Source organism: Gluconobacter sp. DsW_056 (genome assembly GCF_002153595.1).
GTDB lineage: Bacteria > Pseudomonadota > Alphaproteobacteria > Acetobacterales > Acetobacteraceae > Gluconobacter > Gluconobacter albidus.
Genome location: NZ_JOPF01000002.1, coordinates 96,341 through 115,971, shown reverse-complemented (window position 1 = coordinate 115,971; position 19,631 = coordinate 96,341). Strand labels below are relative to the sequence as shown.

At 59.7% G+C, this 19,631-nt stretch carries 13 protein-coding genes; 9 read left to right on the top strand and 4 right to left on the bottom strand.

Annotated elements, in window-relative coordinates; genetic code table 11:
- Positions 1-324 precede the first annotated feature (324 nt).
- The 9 genes from HK22_RS01305 to HK22_RS01265 all read left to right on the top strand — a co-directional run bounded on the left by HK22_RS01305 (position 325) and on the right by HK22_RS01265 (position 11,479).
- On the top strand, positions 325-1,944 hold the full coding sequence (locus HK22_RS01305) for an FGGY-family carbohydrate kinase (protein ID WP_086648061.1): 1,620 nt from the start codon (positions 325-327) through the stop codon (positions 1,942-1,944).
- Positions 1,941-3,650 (top strand): glycerol-3-phosphate dehydrogenase/oxidase, encoded by a 1,710-nt coding sequence (locus tag HK22_RS01300; RefSeq protein ID WP_086648060.1) that lies wholly within the window; start codon positions 1,941-1,943, stop codon positions 3,648-3,650. The genes HK22_RS01305 and HK22_RS01300 overlap by 4 nt, the downstream gene beginning before the upstream one ends.
- Positions 3,651-3,653: 3 nt before the next feature.
- The gene (locus HK22_RS01295) at positions 3,654-4,637 is read left to right on the top strand and encodes a hypothetical protein (RefSeq protein WP_086648059.1); all 984 of its coding nucleotides are present in this window, start codon (positions 3,654-3,656) and stop codon (positions 4,635-4,637) included.
- Between the two features lie 185 nt (positions 4,638-4,822).
- The gene (locus HK22_RS01290) at positions 4,823-5,632 is read left to right on the top strand and encodes a triose-phosphate isomerase (protein WP_077803264.1); all 810 of its coding nucleotides are present in this window, start codon (positions 4,823-4,825) and stop codon (positions 5,630-5,632) included.
- A gap of 35 nt (positions 5,633-5,667) precedes the next feature.
- A complete protein-coding gene (locus tag HK22_RS01285) occupies positions 5,668-6,150 on the top strand; it encodes an RpiB/LacA/LacB family sugar-phosphate isomerase (RefSeq protein ID WP_086648161.1) in 483 nt (160 codons plus the stop codon).
- Positions 6,151-6,204: 54 nt separating this feature from the next.
- On the top strand, positions 6,205-7,137 hold the full coding sequence (locus tag HK22_RS01280) for a substrate-binding domain-containing protein (protein WP_062108616.1): 933 nt from the start codon (positions 6,205-6,207) through the stop codon (positions 7,135-7,137).
- Positions 7,138-7,170: 33 nt separating this feature from the next.
- A complete protein-coding gene (locus HK22_RS01275) occupies positions 7,171-8,676 on the top strand; it encodes a sugar ABC transporter ATP-binding protein (RefSeq protein WP_086648058.1) in 1,506 nt (501 codons plus the stop codon).
- Positions 8,666-9,685 carry an ABC transporter permease gene (locus HK22_RS01270; RefSeq protein WP_077803267.1) on the top strand — a complete coding sequence of 340 codons (1,020 nt, stop codon included), beginning with the start codon at positions 8,666-8,668 and terminating at the stop codon, positions 9,683-9,685. The genes HK22_RS01275 and HK22_RS01270 overlap by 11 nt, the downstream gene beginning before the upstream one ends.
- Positions 9,686-9,721: 36 nt before the next feature.
- A complete protein-coding gene (locus HK22_RS01265; RefSeq protein WP_086648057.1) occupies positions 9,722-11,479 on the top strand; it encodes a dihydroxyacetone kinase family protein in 1,758 nt (585 codons plus the stop codon).
- 69 nt (positions 11,480-11,548) lie between these two features.
- Here HK22_RS01265 and HK22_RS01260 read toward each other — a convergent pair whose 3' ends face one another.
- From HK22_RS01260 to HK22_RS01245, 4 genes are all read right to left on the bottom strand, one after another.
- The gene (locus HK22_RS01260; RefSeq protein ID WP_233142321.1) at positions 11,549-12,970 is read right to left on the bottom strand and encodes an arylsulfatase; all 1,422 of its coding nucleotides are present in this window, start codon (positions 12,968-12,970) and stop codon (positions 11,549-11,551) included.
- Positions 12,971-12,999: 29 nt separating this feature from the next.
- On the bottom strand, positions 13,000-15,348 hold the full coding sequence (locus HK22_RS01255; RefSeq protein WP_086648160.1) for an arylsulfatase: 2,349 nt from the start codon (positions 15,346-15,348) through the stop codon (positions 13,000-13,002).
- A gap of 17 nt (positions 15,349-15,365) precedes the next feature.
- On the bottom strand, positions 15,366-17,885 hold the full coding sequence (locus HK22_RS01250; protein WP_086648055.1) for a TonB-dependent receptor: 2,520 nt from the start codon (positions 17,883-17,885) through the stop codon (positions 15,366-15,368).
- Positions 17,886-18,066: 181 nt separating this feature from the next.
- Entirely contained in the window at positions 18,067-19,509 is a 1,443-nt protein-coding gene (locus tag HK22_RS01245) for a sulfatase (RefSeq protein WP_086648054.1), read from the bottom strand.
- Positions 19,510-19,631 lie beyond the last annotated feature (122 nt).

Here is a 19,631-nt window from a genome sequence, read left to right as displayed (position 1 = left end):
GTAATCAGTCCCAAACAGTTAGAAAAACAGGCTATGGATGGACATATCAGTGCCTGATTGCGGGCAGTATGACGCGCGCTTCTTTTTGCATCCACTCAATAAGAAGCATTTCCTGTTTTTATGGCTGACCACTGATGTGATGACAACCATGCAGGTTATCCGCAGCAGATTAGATTTCTGGCCCGACATCGGAGCATCCGCGTGATAAGTCACACTAAATCTTAAAATATCACAGATATATGTGTTCTATATCTCGTAATCGGTGATATGGCTGTCCTTCGAATTTGCGTGTCCCTGACACTGAAGCCGTCTGGAGGGCCAGAAATGCGCCGGGATTTCATCATCGGAATCGATAGCGGTTCCACCACGACCAAAGCCGTTGTGTTTTCGTCCACAGGGGCCATCGTCGGAACAGGGCGACGCCGTGTCGCACAGCACATGGAGCTCCCGCATCATGTCGAGCGCGATATGCACGAAGCGTGGCAGGCCGTTATCGGATCCATCCGCGACGCGCTGAGGGATGCGGAGCTGGACGGAAATGCCATTGCCTCTGTCGGTGTCACGGCGCACGGAGATGGCGTTTTTCTACTTGACCGCTCAAGAAATCCGCTGGGCCGGGGCATCATGTCGCTCGACAGCCGGGCGACGGCCATTCACGAACGCTGGAAGCGTGACGGTATTTCCGATCTGACTCTCCCGATCGCGGGGCAGCGTCCGTACGTCTATTCGGCCAACACACTTCTTGCCTGGATCCGGGACAACGAGCCGGAACGGTATCAGGCGATCGGGTCCGTGATTTTTGCCAAGGACTGGATCCGTTACTGCCTGACAGGCGAAATCGCGACGGATCTGACCGAGGCCAGCACGTCTTTCACCGGTCTGTACACGCAGAATTACAGCGACGACCTGCTCGATGTTCTGGGCCTTGTGGACATCCGGGCTGCGCTGCCGGAAATGCGCCTCTCCTGTGAGCAGGGTGGCGTCGTGACGGCGGAAGCCGCAGCCCTGACGGGGCTTGTTGCCGGCACGCCCGTTTCGGTCGGATTGCATGATGTGGCGGCCGCAGCCGTCGGTCTGGGCCATACCAGAGCGGGCGATCTGTCGATCACGGCTGGAACCTTTTCGATCAACGAGGTTTTCCGCGATCGCCCTGTCGTCGGGGAAGGCTGGGCCTGTCGGGCAGGATATCGTCGCGGACTGTGGAACTGCATGGCAATTTCTCCGGCATCCTCCAGCAATCTCGAATGGCTGGCGAAAATCCTCATGCCAGGCGATCAGGACGCGGCCCGGAGCCTTTCTGCGGAAATAGAAGCGCGCCTGTCCCAGCCGGGAGCCCGTCCTGCGGTTCCGCTGTATCACCCGTTCCTGTTCGGCTCGCCCTATGACGCCCCCGCCAGCGCATCCCTGTTCGGCGTGCAGTCCTGGCATGACCGGGCGGACCTGTTTCAGGCAATGGTGGAAGGAACGGTCTTCAATCATCGTGAACATGTCGATGCCCTCAAACAGACCGGGCCCGTTCGCAGGATCGGAATTTCGGGAGGCGGAAGCGGACAGCCTGCCATCGCCCAGATGTTCGCGGATATTCTGGGAATGCCTGTCCGCATCCCCGAAGTCCGCGAAGCCGGAGCTTTGGGCGCGGCCCTGACGGCGAGCGTTTCCGTAGGATTGTGCGCCAGCCTTGAAGACGCCGTGGCCGCGCAGGACGTGCCGATGCACACCTACAGACCGCAGCCGGACCGCGAACGCGTCTATGAGGGAATCTATCGCCGCTATGTCGCACTGACGCAGGCCATGAGGCCGTTCTGGTCAGATCTTTATGATGGCGGAACATCCTCCCTGAAGCCTGCCACGACAGAGCGTTCTCGCGAAAACGATCTCGTGGAGGCCGGACCGGTTCTGAACTACGCGATGGCCGGCACCATGACACAGGGAGTTCGGCCATGAGCGGACTGAAAGATATCCGCGAGAATGCGGAGTTCGATGTCGTCATCATAGGCGCCGGCATCAACGGAGCCGGGCTGTTTCGCGAGCTGGCCCTACAGGATCTGCGCGTCCTGCTCGTTGATCGGAGCGACATCTGTTCCGGCGCCTCCTGCGCGCCCTCGCGGCTGATCCATGGCGGAATCAAATATCTCGAAACGGGTGAATTCCGCTTGGTCGCGCAGTCCACTCTGGAGCGCAATCTTCTGCTGCGGAATGCGCCGCACGTGGTCAAACCCCTGCCAACGGTTCTGCCAATCCGCTCCTGGTTCGGAGGCATCGTCCCATCCTTGCGGAAATTCCTGCGTCTGGGCGGCAAAATGACCGATCGGGGGGCTCTGGTGCTGGAAGCCGGGCTTCAGATCTATGATTTTCTGGGACGGCGCGCGCGTGCCATGCCGCGACACAGCCTCTTCCTCAATCGCAGAACGCGGGAAGAATGGCCGCATATGGCGACGGACGTTCTCGCCACCGCACAATATTATGACGCGGCCATCACCCAGCCCGAACGGCTTGGTTATGAATGTGTGCAGGACGGCCTGAATGTCGGGACCGGCTGCGGGGTTGCGACCTATACCGTTCCGGTTTCATTTGCCGATGGCATTCTGCGCCTCAGGGACAGCATGACCGGAGAGACACGCAACGTCCGGGCGCGGGCGCTTGTGAATGCTGGAGGCGCGTGGATCGACCGCATCAATGCCGTCCTCGGCGAGACGACGCGTTATATCGGCGGCACGAAAGGCTCGCATCTGCTGTTACGGCATGACGGGCTTCTGCGCGAACTCAAAGGACGCATGATGTATTTCGGAACACCGGACGGACGGATCTGTCTGGCCTATCCGTTTTACGGTCACGTTCTGGTCGGCTCGACGGATATCCGGATCGAAGATCCCGATACCGCCACGTGCACCGACGACGAACAGGATTACATGCTGCGGATGGTCGCGGACCTGTTCCCCGGCTTCAGCTTCAGCGCCGATGACGTGGTTTACCGCTACAGTGGCGTCCGTCCCCTCCCCGCAACCGATGCGTCCGATCCCGGAGCCATCAGCCGCGATCATATCGTGCATGAAAACCGGCTTGGAGACACGCCTCTCCTGTCCTTGGTTGGCGGGAAATGGACGACATTCCGCGGACTGGCCGAAGAGGTCGCGGACCGGTTGCTCGAAACTCTGGGCGCACCACGCCACCTCTCTACTAAGACTTTCCCGATTGGCGGCGGTCGCGATTATCCGGCGCCGGAGCGCTATTCCGCGTATCTGGACGAGTTTTTCGTAACCTATGGCATGCCGCGCCAGAGGGCCGGAATTCTGCTGGAGCGGTACGGATCGCGGGCCCGCGCTTTTGCGGTGTTCTGCCAGAAGGAAGCCGACGCGCCACTGCGGACGCTCCCGACCTACACACGGCGCGAACTGGCCTTCATCGCTTCGGAAGAACTGGTCCGCACCCTCTCCGATGTTCTCTTTCGGCGGACGCCGATTGCCCTGAGCGGCCTCCTCACACCTGACGTCGTTCTCGAAGTGGGCGGGGTCGTGGGCGCAGCTCTGGGATGGAGCGCGCAGGAAACGGACCGGCAGTGCCGCGCCGCCTGGAAAGAAGCGCAGGAGCGCCACCACCTGAAGGGCGACCTCCCCGACACATCCCCCTCACAGACAGCCCTGAGAGCCTGAACCATGAACCGTTACGAAGAAAAAATCGCGCGCATGCTGGCCGGTCAGGATGACCGTACGGATTTCATTCTCGCAGATGCCAAGGATTCCGACATGGCCGCGGGCGTCAGCGCCACAGGCCTGCGTCGCGACCCCAGACAGGGTCATTCCCGTTTCCGGACGCGCCGCGAATATGTCGACGTGATCCACGGCATCCTCCAGCAGGACATCGTGGACATCATGCTGACTTCGGCCTCCATTCTGGAGACCCTGATCGCGGAAGACGGTTTTGCCGGAACCCGGATCCAGTCCGCGATCCGGGCCAATGACACGACGGATCTGTGGCGCGGGCGGGGTGGCTCCTACCAGTCCCAGAAATCCGTTCCTTTCCGCTCGGCATCGCTGAAAAAAGCGCAGACCAGCCTTGGCCTGTATTCCATGACCTTCAACGGCGACGCCGAGCAGGACAGCTTTGCGCTGGAAGAATTCACCCGCTTTCGGGAAGAAGCCGAAGAAAGCCGCTTTTCGTATTTCCTTGAGGTCTTCAATCCCAATGAAGGCCGGATCGCACAGGCCGACCGCGGCTTTTATCTGAACGACATGATCGTTCGCTGTCTGGCAGGCCTGCGGCGTGAAGAACGCCCCGTTTTTCTCAAGGTGCCCTTCAATGGCGCGGACGCCCTGAGCGAACTCTGTGCATTCGACCCTTCCGTGATCGTGGGCATCATGGGGGGCAGCAGCGGAACAACGCGCGACTGTCTGGAACTGATCCATCAGGCACAATGCTGTGGCGCGCGCGCAGCGCTTTTCGGCCGCAAGATCGTGGATGCAGATGACCCGCTTTTACTGATCGAGGCCATGCGCAGCGTGACCGACGGAGCCCTGTCGGCGAAAGAAGCAACACATCTCTATCATGAAAAACTGGGCGCTCAGGGCGTACCACCCCTCAGAGAGGCGGATCTGGATAGCGTCGTGACCGAAGCGGTCCTGCTGGAGCGTGCAGCGTAACATTTTTATGTGATTATAAAACAGAGCTGATTTCCAGAGAATTCAGAAGAAAAATCACCCTCAAAGAGAATTTTTCCTCTGAACTTCCTGAATTTTGTATCGTTATTTTTGGTATTGGTAACTCTTTTATGTTATGCTTTAACGCTCAAGATAACATATGCCGTTCTGCAATACGGAGAATCGGGATGAACATTCAGCCTTTCGGAAGGTCGGAAATGGCTCAGGTCTGGATCGGAACGAGCTGGAAGATGAACAAGGGACCGGCCGAAGCCATCGCTTCGGCACAGGCCCTTGAAGGATTTGTTCCCCCGCAGGGGATCCAGCCTTTCGTCATCCCGCCTTTCACGTCCCTGAAGGATGTCTGCACCGTGCTGGAAGACAGCGCCCTGATGGTGGGCGCGCAGAACATGCACTGGGAAGACAGCGGGTCTTGGACGGGCGAAGTTTCACCGGAAATGATCCGGGGCTGCGGCGCCTCGATGGTGGAAATCGGCCACTCCGAACGTCGCCAGCATTTCGGCGAGACGGACTGGACCGTGAACCTGAAGGTTCATGCAGCCCTCCGTCACGGGTTACGCCCGCTCATCTGCATCGGCGATACGCTGAACGAGTACGAGTTTGGCGTCTCGCACGAAACGCTCGCCCGGCAGACCAAAATCGCACTGCATGGTGTGGCGCGAAAAGATCTGGCGAACGTCCTGATTGCCTATGAGCCGGTCTGGGCCATCGGAGCTTCCGGCCGCCCGGCGGACGCAGACTTCGTCTCGGATGTTCACACCCGGCTCCGGCGCGTCGTGCAGGACCTCGCAGGGGCGGAGGGCGCGCGTATCCCGCTGCTTTATGGCGGAAGCGTCTCGCGTGAGAACATCCGCGGTTATGTCGGACTTGCGGATGTGGATGGTGTGTTCATTGGGCGGGCGGCCTGGAAGGCGACGGACTTCATGGCCCTTATCGACAGTGTGCGTGATCTGGCTTCGGACAAAATAGCGGCCTGAACGGTCGCCTGAACGCAGGAAGAAGGAAAATGACCATGCGTCTTGCCATTGGTGGAGACAGCGCAGGCGAAGGCCTGGCGAGACTTCTGACCCAGCATCTCTCGACGCTTGGTCGACATGTCGTCGTCGACATGTCCCATCCCGAAGATGAACGGGGCGAACTGTATTCCGAACTGAGCGAGCGCGTATCGCTGGCGGTTCTGAGCGGTGAATTCGACCGGGGCATCCTGTGTTGTGGAACCGGAATTGGCGTTTGCATTTCCGCCAACAAAATTCCAGGCATCCGGGCGGCCCTGACCCATGACACCTATTCCGCCGAACGCGCGGCCCTGTCGAACAACGCGCATATCATCACCATGGGCGCGCGTGTGATCGGACCGGAAGTGGCGAAGTCGATCGTGGAAGCCTGGCTGGCCTGCACCTTCGATCCCACAAGTGCATCGGCGCGCAATATTGCCGGAATTGATGCACTCGGCAGGAAATACCGGCAGCCCGTCTCCGCGGATATGAGCTGCTGAAATAAAAACTTTCAGCCCGGACAGGTTCAGGCTGATTTTCGAAAGAACAGAGTTATGAAAACGGCATTCGCTTTTGCCGCAATGCTGGCGGCTGCGCCAGTTCTGTCCTCCGGCGTCGCCTGTGCGGCGGAGAGTGGCGCGCCCCTGCATTTCGTTCTGATCCCCAAAACGGTCCATCCGTGGTTTGACAAGGCCATGACAGGGGCGAAGGCCGCTGGCGACATGATCACCAAAGCGACGGGCCGCCCGGTCGAAATCGAATATCGCGCGCCGCAGACAGCCGATGTGTCTTCGCAGAACGACATTATCGAACGCGCTGTCGCGACCCATCCCGATGGCCTGATCCTTGATCTGCTGGATGAGAAGGGCAACCGCGCCGCCATGGACGAAGCAGCGGACCAGAAAATCCCGATGACGGTGTTCGACTCCCTGCCCCCCGAAGGCATGGACATCACGGCAGTCGGCGCGGATTTCTGCGAACAGGGCACCATGGCCGCCGAGAGGCTGGCGAACCTCGTTGGCAAGAAGGGCGAGGTTGCCATCATGATGGGTGTGCCCACAGCGCCAAACCATACGCTTCGGGCCGAGTGTGAAAAGAAGGTCTTTGCGAAATACCCCGACATGAAAGTCGTCGCGACGGGGATCGACAATGACAGTATCGAAACCGCCCAGAAACAGGCCTCCGCCATCATGCAGGCCCATCCGGACCTGGTGGGCTGGGTCGCCTGCGATGCATCCGGACCGGTGGGCATCGGACAGGCCATCCGCGAGGGGGGCAAGACCGGTAAAGTCAAGGAAGTCGGCCTCGACAACCTCAATGACATGATCCAGCTCATCAAGGACGGCGTAGCGGAATCTTCCGCCTCCAGCCGCCCTGAAATGCAGGGTTACTGGGCTGTCATCTCTGCCTGGCAGAAAGCCATGGGACAGAAGACACCCAAATATATCGACACCGGAATTGATCTCCTGACCAGCAAGACCCTCTGACATCTTGCCGATCAGGACAAGGGAAACACGACCATGACAATTCTTCAGATCGAAGCCGTACGGAAGACCTATCCCGGCGTGGTCGCGCTCGATCATGTGGACCTGACGCTGGAGCCGGGGAAAATCCATATTCTCGCGGGCGAAAACGGTGCCGGAAAATCCACCCTGATCAAGGTCCTGACCGGCCTCGTCGCCCCCGATGAGGGCCGCGTCCTGATCGAAGACGGAGACGCGCTGGCGGACCGCACCCTGTTTGCGAAGGTCGCCTATGTACCGCAGGAGCTGAGCCTTTTCGGTTCCATGACGGTGGCCGAAAACATGTTCATGCCATTCGACCGCTCCGGGTTTGGCCATCTGACGGTCTCGCGGCGTGCCATGGAGAAGGCTGCGGCAGACCTCATCCAGCGCTTCGGAATTCATGCAAAACCAGGCTATCTGGTGAACCGAATCAGCGTGCCGGACCAGCAGCTTCTGCAGATCGCGCGCGCAGCCTGCCGTGAGGAATTCAGGGTTCTGATCCTTGATGAACCGACCTCCTCGCTGACGGCAAACGAAACCGAGCATCTGTTCCGGATCATCCGCAGGTTGCGCGATGACGGCTGCGCGATCGTGTTTGTCTCCCACAAGATGGAAGAGATCTTTGAGCTGGGCGACACGGTAACGGTTCTGCGCAATGGTCGCAGCGTCGGCACCTACCCCATGCAGGGCATGACGGAAGGACACCTGATCCAGCTCATGTCCGGCAGCTCTGTCTCACTGGAAGAGAAGTTCCAGCCGCGTTTCGCCATCAGCGAAAACGACACGATCTTGAGCGCTAAACAAATTTCGGGGCCGGGGTTCTCGGACGCATCCTTCACCCTGCGCCGGGGCGAGATCCTTGGATTTGCGGGGCTTGTCGGCGCGGGCCGCTCCGAACTGATGCAGACGATTTTCGGCTATCATCGGGCGACATCCGGCCAGTGCTTCCTCGACGGAGAGGAAATCCCCCGTGGCCGCACGGACCGTGCCGTAGCGATGGGGATGGTTTACCTCTCCGAAGAGCGCAAACATCATGGCATTTTCCCGCTGCTCAGCGTGCGGGAAAATATCAGCCTCTCGGTTCTGGACCGCATGAAGCGCGGCGGCGTCATTTCCTCCCGGCGCGAAAATGACGTCGTGGAGGAAACGATCCGGCAGTTCGACGTCCGGACGTCCTCCGCGGCCAAAAAAATCGTTCATCTGTCAGGCGGCAACCAGCAGAAGGCGATCATCGGACGGGCGATGGCCCGCAGGCCGCGCGTCCTGATTTTCGACGAACCCACCAAAGGGATCGATATCGGAACCAAATTCCAGATTTACCGGATCATGCAGCAGCTTGCCGAAGAAGGCGTGGGGATCATCCTCGTCTCGTCCGAAATGACCGAGCTTCAGCGCTGCGCCTCGCGGATCATCACCATGTATTCCGGCCGGATCACGGGTTCGTTCGATCAGGCCACCACCGACGTCAACACGCTTGTCGGCGCGATCATCGGCGCCCCGGAGACCCGTCATGTCGCTTGAAACCACCCTCCCCGCCACGCCGTCGAAGCCGCCGAAACTGCCGCCCATGAAGGCTCTGGTGTCGCGTCTGGTGGGCAATCCACTGGGCGGCGTCATCGCCGCGCTCGTCATCATTTTCGGGGCGTCCTGTGCGCTGTCGCCGCACTTCCTGACGTCCTTCAACATGATGATCATCGCGCGTGCGCTGGCCTTTGTCGGGCTGGTCACGATCGGACAGTCCGTTCTCATGATCCTGGGCGAGCTTGACCTGTCCGTTGGCGCCATTGGCGGCCTGGCGGGCGTGGTCGGCGGCATTTTAATGGTGCAACTTGGGCTGAACCCCTGGCTTTCGCTCGGGCTGTGCCTGCTGATGGGAGCCGGGTGCGGATTGCTGAACGGAGCGCTCATTACGCAGCTCCGCCTGCACTCGCTGGTGCTGACGATCGGTATGGCCGGCGTTTATGGCGGCGCCAACCTCGTTGCGACCAAAGGCGTAGCCATTACGGGTATTCCCCGTGACATCTCCTTTCTCGGGCGTGGGCTCGTCATGGGCGTTCCCGTGCCGTTCGTCGTGCTTCTGGTGTGTCTGGCGGTTGTGGCGTTCGTCATGTTCCGCACGCCCGTCGGCCGCTACATCTACGCCATCGGCAGCAACCCGGATGCCGCCCGGATGCTGGGCATCCGCGTCAACGCCATCCGCATGGGCGCTTTTGCCCTCGCCGGGTTCCTGTCCGCCCTTGCCGGAATCCTGATGGTGGCCCGTCTGGGAACGGCCCAGCCTTCCATCGGTGACACATGGGTTCTCGCCCCCATCGCCGCAGCCGTCATTGGCGGTGTCGCGACCACCGGCGGCATCGGCAGCCCGGTCGGAGCGGTTCTGGGTGCGGTCATTATCGGCATGATCGAAGACATCATCGTCCTGTTCGGAATTTCGCCCTACTGGCAGTCGGTCGTCAGCGGCGGGATCGTTGTCCTTGCCATCTCCTTCGACGCACTGGCCCGTCGTTACCTCAACCGTGATGCAGCCTGACTGTCCCGCTGCGGGACACGACTGGAGGAAAAACACATGACCAAGATCTGCGGCGACGCATCCAATTTCGCAATGTCGGCCCTTCGCGGGTTCAGCCTGATCCATCATGACCTTGTGCGCCTCGTCCGTGGCGGCGTTCTGCGGGCAAAGCCAGGTCCGAAAGGCAAAGTCGCCGTCGTGCTGGGCGGCGGCTCAGGCCATTATCCCGCCTTTGCGGGCTATGTCGGCAAGGGCTTCGGCGATGCTGCCGTGGCAGGCGACATTTTCGCATCCCCCTCCACGCAGGCGATCAAGAGCATCGCCCGACAGGCCGATCTCGGCGGCGGGATCATCCTCGGCTACGGCAACTACGCGGGCGATGTGCTCAATTTCGGCATTGCCGCCGACCGTCTGCGCGAAGAGGGCTATGACGTCCGCGTTCTGGCAACCGCCGATGACGTGGCCAGCTCGGACGCCTCCACCCGCGAACGCCGCCGGGGCATTGCGGGAGACCTGCTGATTTTCAAGATCGTAGGGGCCGCTGCCGAAGCCGGACTGACGCTCGATGAGGTCGAGGAAGTCGCGCACCGCGTGAACCGTCAGACCTGCACCTTCGGCGTGGCTTTCGACGGCTGCACCCTGCCCGGCGAGACTGAAAAACTGTTCGAGGTCGCCAAAAACCGCATGGCTCTAGGCCTGGGCGTTCACGGTGAGCCGGGAATTGACGAACAGGACGTCCCCAGCCCGGAAGCACTGGCAAAAATCCTGTTCGACCGCCTGCTGGCCGAAATTCCCCACGAGGCGCCGCGCCGTGTGGCCGTGTTGCTGAACGGTCTGGGCAGCACCAAACAGGAAGAGCTTTTCGTGCTGTGGAACGCGCTGGTGCCAATGTTCGAAAAAGCCGGACTGACCCTCGTGGCCCCGTTGGTGGGCGAGTATGTTACAAGTCTGGACATGGCGGGCTGTTCCCTGACCCTGACTTGGCTCGATGAGGATCTTGAGCAGTACTGGCGCGCGCCGGTGGATTCCGCGGCCCTGCGCCACGGCACCCTGGTCGGAGACGGCGTGGCCGACCTTGCCGTCGAAGATGAGGCAACGATCGTCTATATGCGCTCCGCTACTGCAGCGGGCCGTCAGGGCGGGGTGTGCGTCGCGGATGTCATGGAAAATCTGGCGAAAATGCTGGCCGCCGAGGAATCCAGCCTCGGCCATATCGACGCACTTGCAGGCGATGGCGATCATGGACAGGGCATGGCGCGCGGGGCCGCAGCGTCTGCCCGCGCCGCCCGTAACGCGGCCAATGCCGGTGCCGGCCCGGCTACGGTTCTGGCCACGGCAGCCGATGCCTGGGCCGATCGTGCCGGGGGCACATCGGGCGCGCTCTGGGGCGAAGGTCTGCGGGCCTTCAGCACGGCACTCGATGACGGCCGTCTGCCAAGTGCCGGGCAGCTTTCGCAGGGTGTCCGCAACAGTATGGAGCGCATCATGCTGCTCGGCAGGGCCAGGCCCGGCGACAAGACGCTCGTGGATGCGCTGGTCCCGTTTGTGGAAACACTGGAGCGCGAACTGGCCGCGGGCCATGAACTCGTCAAAGCCTGGATGGAAAGCGCGGAAGCCGCCTATCAGGCCGCGCAGGACACACGCAACCTGTTGCCCCGGATGGGACGTGCGAAAATGCATGGCGAGCGCAGCAAGGGGCATCCCGATGCCGGCGCCCTGTCCCTCGCCCTGTGCGTACGCAGCGTCGGCAGGGACTTGAAAAGCGGCATGGCTGCCCAGCACGGCCACGATCTGCTGCACGACCTCAGGGCCTGACAGCAAAGTCACCGGTCATCGTCTCTTCTGCTTGGGCGGACGGTGATCGGTGCCCCCCCTTTTCGCCAGTTAAAGGGCGATCGGATACTCACGCGACGGCCTGTGTTCCGATACAAGTCGTCCTGAGAGTTCACGGATAATCTCGGGATGCCTGGCGGCCACATCGTGCTTTTCGCCCGGATCTGCCGTCAGGTCATAAAGCTCCAGCCGGGACGACCCGACGGGCCGCACGATTTTCCATTTCCCCAGACGCGCCGCCTGCCAGAAAGACGGCTCATATGTCTCCCAGTAGAGCAGTCGCTCCGGCAGATTCCCCTGCCCCAGCAGAACGGGCGTCAGATCGCGACCATCCGTCACCACAGGAACACTGCGCCCTGCCAGCCCCAGAACCGTCGGCAGCAAATCGGGATGATAAACGGGCGTCCCGTTCGTCATGCCCGCAGCGATCCGTGAAGGCCAGCGCGCAATCAGCGGAACACGGATTCCACCCTCGTAAAGCTCACGTTTATAGCCTCGCAACGGACCATGAGAGTTGAAGAAGGTCACAACTTCCGTCTGCTCCGCCGTGGGTTCGGATCTCGGCCCATGATCGGACGACACAAACACGATCGTATCATTGTCCAGCCCGGACGCTTCAAGCGTTTGCAGAATACTGCCGACGCCAGCGTCCAGAAATTCGATCATGGCCGCATAGGCCTTTTCCCGGGCGCCCCAGGGCTCTCCTGCATAATCCCCCTCGGCTGGCGTAATATGCGGGCTATGCGGCGCGTTATAGGCGACCGTCAGGAAAAAGGGCTTCTGACGATGACGCCTGATGAAGTCGCAGCTCTGATCCGTCACGATGTCGGTTTCGTAGACAGCCCGCCCCCCGCCGGCATTTCCCGCGACATCCTGCAACGTCGTGCCGTCGTACCATTTCTCCGGAAAATAGCCCTGCGTCTTTTCCGTTTGCGTCAGCCATCCGTGGAATTCATCAAACCCGTGCCGCGTCGGGATGGCGTCAGGATCGTAACCATCGAGATGCCACTTCCCCACCAGCCCCGTAATATATCCCTGCTCTTTCAGAACGGACGCGACCGTCGGTTCCTGATCGAACAGATTGGCCCTGCGGATCTGTTCCTTGCCCTTGTATCCGACCACGCCTCCGGCGAGCGCAAAATTGTCGCGGATGGACGCATGTCCCATATGGCGCCCCGTCATGAGCGCACAGCGGGAAGGCGAGCAGATAGGCGCGCCACCATAGGCCTGCGTGAACTTCATGCCCTGAGCCGCCATCCGGTCGATATGCGGTGTGCGGATTCTGGTCTGGCCGTAACAGCCCAGATCATACACACCCAAGTCATCCGCGATGATGTAAATGATGTTGGGCGCCCGCGAGACTGCCCTGGAAGCCGCATGCGCAGCCCCCTCCGACAGACCCAGAGTAACCGTGCCGAGCGCTGCGGTCCCGGCGAGGAGTGTCCGGCGGTTCATGCGGATTGAACGGATCAAGGCCTGCGCCTCCTGTGATGGAACGGGATTCATTGGCCGGAGGACTGCGCAGTCGTGAGGGTGACCGTGTCGATACGGCCCGTAAATGCTGCGGGCACCGTATAGGCCGGGCTCACGGCAGATCCCAGATCACGACCGATATCGAGGGTCTCGCGCGATGACAGGGCGATGTTGCTGAAACGCGCCTGCCGGGCCGGGGCTCCGTCCACGGAAAGCCCTACCGTCGCGGGAACCGGTTTCCCGCCCACCCAGCGCCGGATCACCTCCGCTGCCGCATCGCTTTTCCCCGCTGTCCGCTCCTGCTCCGGTGTGACCGTCACGACAATATGCCGCCGTCCTGCCGCCAAAGGAGCAGACGTTACGATCTGTCCTGTCCGCACACCATTTGCATTGGCTTCACAAACAAGGCGCCCCTTCGAAACATAAAGGGTGACACCCCCATATCGCCCGCCCTCGGCGAAAATCACCCCCTGCGCCCCGCCCGCAGGGACATCGACATCAGCACTCAGCGTATACGGATCATGCCCCAGATCCGGTGCAAAACGCGGCCCTACGCGATCCACGCCAGAGCGGTATGTAAAGACCGTCTGGCCTGTCGCCGTACCAAGCGGATAGGCGTCAACTCCGGGCCGGAGCGGATCTGCATGATTACGGCTGGCCTCGTGCTGGAAAAGCGCCTGAAGCTCTTTGAGTTTTTCGGGATATTTCGCAGCCAGATCATGGGCCTGGCTGTAGTCATCGCTCAGCCTGTAGAGCTCCCACGGATGCGTCTGCGGCTGTATCCCACGGGTAAGATACACGCGGTTGTCACCCACCTCCCACGTTTCCTGAGCAAGCTGGCCGGCCCACCATCCATCGGAATAGATGCCCAGATTTCCGCTCGTGGTGAAATACTGCACTTTGTGCCGCGACGGGGCGTCGGGATGATCGAACGTATAAAGCAGGCTCCGGCCTTCAATCGGGAGTTGCTCAACGCCCGCCGTGTGGGACGGCGGTGTAATCCCGGCGGCTTCATAAAGCGTTGGCGCAATATCGTTCAGATGCCCGAATTGCCCCCGTATTCCATGAGTATCGTGGATGCGTGCGGGCCAGGAGATGACCAGCGGGTCCGTCGTCCCGCCCAGATGGGCGGCATCCTGTTTCGTGCCCTGAAACGGAGACGTCAGCGCCCATGCCCATGCGGCGGCATAATGGTTGAGATACAACTCGCTTCCCAGCGCATCACTGTCGGCCAGACGCGTCCTGACATCCGGCGTTCCGCCCTCCGCAGTCTTCGCATCCTTCCCCAGAAACCCGCCTTCGGCACTCCCCCCATTATCCCCGAACACTTCCAGGACAAGCGTGTTGTCCGCAATGCCTTCCTCCCGCAGCGTCGCCAGAAGCCGCCCGACTTCATGATCCGTCTCTTCGGCAAAAGCGGCATAAACCTCGGCCTGATGCGCGAGCAGCTTCTTTTCATCCGGAGACAGACTGTCCCATGCAGGCAGCGTGGAGGGGCGCGGTGTCAGTTCCGCATTCGCCGGGATAACGCCAAACGCCTTCTGACGCTCAAAGCTCTGCTGCCGGATAACATCCCAGCCCTGATCGAACTTCCCTTTATATTTCGCAATCCATGCCTTGGGCACATGATGTGGCTCGTGCGTCGCACCCGTCGCATAATAAAGGAAGAACGGTTTGTCGTGCGCCACGGCGTCATGCTGATGCAGCCAGCGAACGGCTTCGTTGGTGATGTCGGTCGTGAAGTAATAGCCCTGTTCCGGAGTGGAAAACGGCTCAACAGGGGTCTGGTCACGGTAAAGACGCGGATAATACTGGTTGTCCGCTGCGGCAAGGAAGCCGTAGAAATGTTCGAACCCCCACCGCCCTGTCGGCCACAGATCAAATGGCCCCGCCGCGCTGATCTGCCAGTAAGGCGTATTGTGCCATTTCCCGAATGCCGCCGTATTATACCCGTGTTCCTTGAGAACTTCGGCAACCGGCGTCACGTTCGCAGGTAGAACGGTATTATATCCCGGATGCCTGGAAGCCGCTTCTTCGATATTTCCAAACCCCACCTGCCGGTCATTATATCCCGTCAGCAATGATGCCCGCGACGGGGAGCACAAAGCATTGACGTGAAAATTGTCATATCGCAGCCCGGCATCCGCCAGACGTGCAAAATCCGGTGTCGAAATCGGACCACCAAAAACATTCGTCGCACCAAATCCGACATCATCAATCAGAATAACGACAATATTCGGCGCCCCCCTGGGCGCCTGTGGCGATTGCGGCCAACCCTGCGTCGCCTGGGACGGTTCTGCTGCATGGACATGCTGCGCAAGGCTGCCCCATAAAAGCGTACTGCCCAGAAGAAGGCCCAGAGACGTCTGTCTTTTCATGACCATTCCTCGCCGGTTCAGTAATTCACGCGGGCAATAAAGCCGAAATTGCGGGGCTGCGTGACATAGGCGTACCAGCTGCCATTCCCCGAAGCGGCGCTTCCCTGGGAAATCTGCGACACACGTCGCTCGTCCGTTGCATTATTGATAAAGCCCGCAAGCTCCCAGCGCCCCTGATGGTCGCGAAACCCGAAATTCAGGTTCAGCGTGCCATAAGCCGGCACCCAGCCATAAACGGAGTTGTTGCTGGAGGTGTTCATACGGGTGTTGTAATTGTAGCTCCCACCTGCATAGGCATCGAGAGGGCGGGAAAAAACCTTTCCGATCCCGTGCGAATACTGCACCGCAGCCGACAGCGCCCATCTCGGCACGAACGGAATCTGCGTATGGGCGAGACTGTAAGCGCCTTTCCATGCCAGTTCCGGCGGCGCACTTGTGGAATACTGGAGGAACTGGGCGTCATTATAAGACGCAGACAGAGACGTTACGAGATTGGCAAGCGGGCTGTAATGAATGTCCATCTCCGCACCACGGACCCGCACTTTTGGAGCGCTGCTCAGATAGGAAACCAGCGCGCCCTGATATTCATGAACTGCCGTGACCTGATAGTTATGGTCGTTCGTCTGATACAGCGCACCACTGACCAGAAGACGGTTTTGAAGAAACTGCGCCTTCGCCCCAACCTCAAAGGAGTCATCCGTCTCCTTTCCGACATTCGGCGAAACCGCGCCCTGAGAAAGCTGGCTCGCAGAAAAAGAGACCAGATTGAGGCCACCGGATTTTCCGCCACGGCCATAGCGGCCATAAACAATGGCATTATCCGCCACATGGTATTTCGCAACGAACTGTCCGGTTACGAAACCATTATCGACATGCGCGCCATATCCCGTATTGCTACCATACAGGCCCCAGATTTTCTGTGCCGTAGCCACTGATGTAACGGCTGAATTATAGCTTTCGGGTGTGACCTGCCACTGGGAAAAACTTCCCGTTTTGGTGCTGTAATTATATCGTACACCCGTCACGAAATCCAGTTTGCGGGTGATGTGCCAGGTCCCGTTCGCGTAAAGCCCGTAATAATTGGTGGTGGGCTGTCCATAGCTGCGCACGTCATAATTGTTCAGGACATTCGAGGCCTGTTCGGCAGAGATACCGCTAACGGGTGAGCTTCCGGTTCCATATCCATACCATGCCCCGGCATCCGGTCCGTAGCGGGTGTCACCGTAAACACGGTTTTCCTGCCACATGTAAAACGCTCCAACCCGATAATCGAGCAGACGCCCCAGAGAACTGGAAAAACGGAGTTCCTGCGTGAACTGCCTTTGATCGACCTTGGCATTGCTGTTGAGAATGGCATTGGCCGGCCCCAGATCACCGTCATTATGCGGTGCCCAGTCCCACCACCGGAAAGCCGTGATGGAGGACAGCGTAAAATTGGCATGGTGCCAGTCCACATGCCCCGAAAGCCCCATGTCTTCCTGCTCTGCGTCAGAAAGAGAGCTTCGGTTGATGGTATAGGGCGCATTGGACGGAGCCGTCGCGCCATATCCGGCCCAGCCCAGACGCTGCGGCAGCGTTCCCGCTACGGCGCTGCCATCCGTCTTGGTTGCAACGATCTTGTAGAGCCCCCCAGAGCAGCAGTTCTCACGCAGATGGGCATAATCTCCCGTCAGCCGGACACTCAGCTCATCCGTGGGGTGATACAGAACCTGAGCGCGGAAAGAGCGGCTGGTCTGGCCGTTAATATCGCCACCACCCGCAAGGTTTTTGACCCAGCCGCTGTTGCCATATCCCAAAGCACTCAGCCGGACCGCAAGCTTGTCCTTGATCAGCGGCGTCGTAACGCCAAGGCTCCAGCGGTTATAATCATAATTTCCAACCCCCGCCTCACCATAAACATGTCGGGTATGCAGATCCGGCGCTGCCGTGGTGAGTTCGATGGCGCCTGCCGTGGCCGTCATGCCCCCTTCCGTTCCGGCCGGACCACGCAGAACAGTGATCCCGTTCAGATCGACCAGATCGCTCAGCGCTGTCGCAGGACGTGAACGATAAACACCATCGACATACACCGCCACGCCCCCTTCGATCCCATCGGTCGCTGCTGTCCCGGCGGCTCCGAGGCCACGGATATTGATTGTGGTGTTGCGCGGATTGGAAATATTGAGCTGAACGGTAGGCAGAAGGCGCGCGGCCTGGGGCAGGGCCGTGATATGTTCGGCCTTCAGTTCCTGTGCACCGATCCGTGTCGCAGCCTGCGGAACGTTCTGAAGCGCATGCGTTTCCTGGTCAATCGTGTGCGCTGCTGCCTGCACCGGAGATGCGACCACGTGGATCCGTTCCGGATCGGAGACCGGCGCCTTGACCGCTTTGAGAGTGGGCCGGGCTGCCGGAACCAATTTTGCCGTATGATGCCTGTGCGCGGCATGCGTGGCCGCGGCTCCTTCCGTGGGGGCAGCGTTCTGTGCCTGCGCACTGTCCCACCCCGTCACATCAACCACGGCCGCGATGGCGGTAAGCAGGACGTATTTTTTCTTCATGACCAGAATATTCCCGAAACCGCATTAACATTTTTATATCGTTGTTTTTACATAAGAACGATATATCGTCGTTTTGATTCGGTCCATACACACGTCACGGATTCGGGATGTATTTATTAATACTATTTACTTGAGTTATATATTCTGTTGCCTGTTGTGATCAGCTGCGGTGAAGCCCACGTCAATCTGACTGGGACGCATCATAATGATCCGCAAAATCCTGGGCATCCGCTCCCCAACTGTAGCTGCCCTGCGGGAAAGGCAGCATCGTTGCATTCCAGGCTGCCCATTCCTTTTTCAGACGGGCAAAAAGCTCCGGTTTGCGATCTTTCAGATTGGCTCTCTCGCGCGGATCGCTGACAACGTCGAAGAGAAATTCGTTCTCCCCAATTTTCAGATATTTGTAATCGCCATCGAGATGAGCGTGCTGGTCATGGATCTTGTAACGCCAGAACAGTGAGCGCGACTGGCGTTTCTCCGGATCACTCAGGAACGGCAGAAGATTTGTGCCGTCGGACGGGAAAGTTGCGTCCGACGTCACGCCCGCAGCAGCCAGGAAACTGGGAAGCCAGTCCATCGTGATGAGGGTCTGGTCGCTCTCGGACCCTGCCCTCACCCGTGCGGGCCACCTCAGAACCGCCGGCACCCTGAGCCCACCCTCCAGAAGCTCCCCCTTCATGCCCGTAAAAGGCCAGATCTCGGAGAAACGCTCACCACCGTTGTCGCTGGTAAACACGACGATCGTATTTTCCGTCAGTTGATGACGGTCAAGTGTCGCAAGAACCCGGCCGATCTGATCATCCATGGCTTTGACCATCCGGCCATAGGTCTTCTGCGTTCCACCATCATAGTCGAAGATCCTGCCTTTCAGGCGCTTCGATTCGGCCTCATCCTCCGGCCCTTCCCAGGGCCAGTGCGGCGCATTGAAATGCAGACTGAGGAAAAATGGCGACGCGTCCTGTGCGAAAGTGTCGACCAGCCGAACCGCTTCGTCCCCCAGAAGCCCCGTCAGGTAACCATGATCGTGGATCAGATGGTCGTCCCGATAAAACTGGTCCTCGCCGGGTTTTGCCTGATGGGTAAAATAGTCGGCAGCGCCACCGGAAATACCGTAAAAATGGTCATAGCCGCTCTTGAGCGGCCCGAACTCCGGAGGGCTCCCAAGGTGCCACTTCCCCACCAGAGCCGTCCTGTATCCAGCCCTGTGAAGCTGCTCCGGCAGGGTCGGCAATCCCGGCGGAAGCCCGATTTTCCCGCTGGATGAGGCAATCGGTTCTTCCAGACCACAGGCAATCCGGTCCTGATAACGCCCGGTAATCAGGGCCGTCCGCGTCGCGGAACAGACGGCGGAGTTCGCATAGGCACGCGTCAGCTTTATGCCTTCATGCGCGATACGGTCGATGGAAGGCGTCGTAAAACCCGGTGTGCCGAAGCAGCTCACATCCGCGTATCCAAGGTCATCCGCGAGAATGAAAATGATGTTCGGCGCCTTTACCCCTTCGCCGGAACGGCCCGAAATCCGGGGCTGGGCGATCGCCCGCGCCCCCAGACCCGTAATTCCGCCAAGGCCGATCCCTGCAACTGTGGAAAGGAAGGCGCGACGCCTCTGGACAAATCGGGTCATCTGCGGGCTTTCAGTCTGGATTATTAAACTATCAATTATGGTTAAAAATATTAACAACCAAAAAATAGGATGTAAATTCATAAAAACCAATATTGATGGTTGAAAGAACCCCGAAAAGCGGT

Excerpts from the sequence above, each read along its gene's own strand:
- HK22_RS01305 (WP_086648061.1), top strand. The coding sequence starts at position 325 with ATGCGCCGGGATTTCATCATCGGAATCGATAGCGGTTCCACCACGACC.
- HK22_RS01300 (WP_086648060.1), top strand. The coding sequence starts at position 1,941 with ATGAGCGGACTGAAAGATATCCGCGAGAATGCGGAGTTCGATGTCGTC.
- HK22_RS01295 (WP_086648059.1), top strand. The coding sequence starts at position 3,654 with ATGAACCGTTACGAAGAAAAAATCGCGCGCATGCTGGCCGGTCAGGAT.
- HK22_RS01290 (WP_077803264.1), top strand. The coding sequence starts at position 4,823 with ATGAACATTCAGCCTTTCGGAAGGTCGGAAATGGCTCAGGTCTGGATC.
- HK22_RS01285 (WP_086648161.1), top strand. The coding sequence starts at position 5,668 with ATGCGTCTTGCCATTGGTGGAGACAGCGCAGGCGAAGGCCTGGCGAGA.
- HK22_RS01280 (WP_062108616.1), top strand. The coding sequence starts at position 6,205 with ATGAAAACGGCATTCGCTTTTGCCGCAATGCTGGCGGCTGCGCCAGTT.
- HK22_RS01275 (WP_086648058.1), top strand. The coding sequence starts at position 7,171 with ATGACAATTCTTCAGATCGAAGCCGTACGGAAGACCTATCCCGGCGTG.
- HK22_RS01270 (WP_077803267.1), top strand. The coding sequence starts at position 8,666 with ATGTCGCTTGAAACCACCCTCCCCGCCACGCCGTCGAAGCCGCCGAAA.
- HK22_RS01265 (WP_086648057.1), top strand. The coding sequence starts at position 9,722 with ATGACCAAGATCTGCGGCGACGCATCCAATTTCGCAATGTCGGCCCTT.
- HK22_RS01255 (WP_086648160.1), bottom strand. The coding sequence starts at position 15,348 with ATGAAAAGACAGACGTCTCTGGGCCTTCTTCTGGGCAGTACGCTTTTA.
- HK22_RS01250 (WP_086648055.1), bottom strand. The coding sequence starts at position 17,885 with ATGAAGAAAAAATACGTCCTGCTTACCGCCATCGCGGCCGTGGTTGAT.
- HK22_RS01245 (WP_086648054.1), bottom strand. The coding sequence starts at position 19,509 with ATGACCCGATTTGTCCAGAGGCGTCGCGCCTTCCTTTCCACAGTTGCA.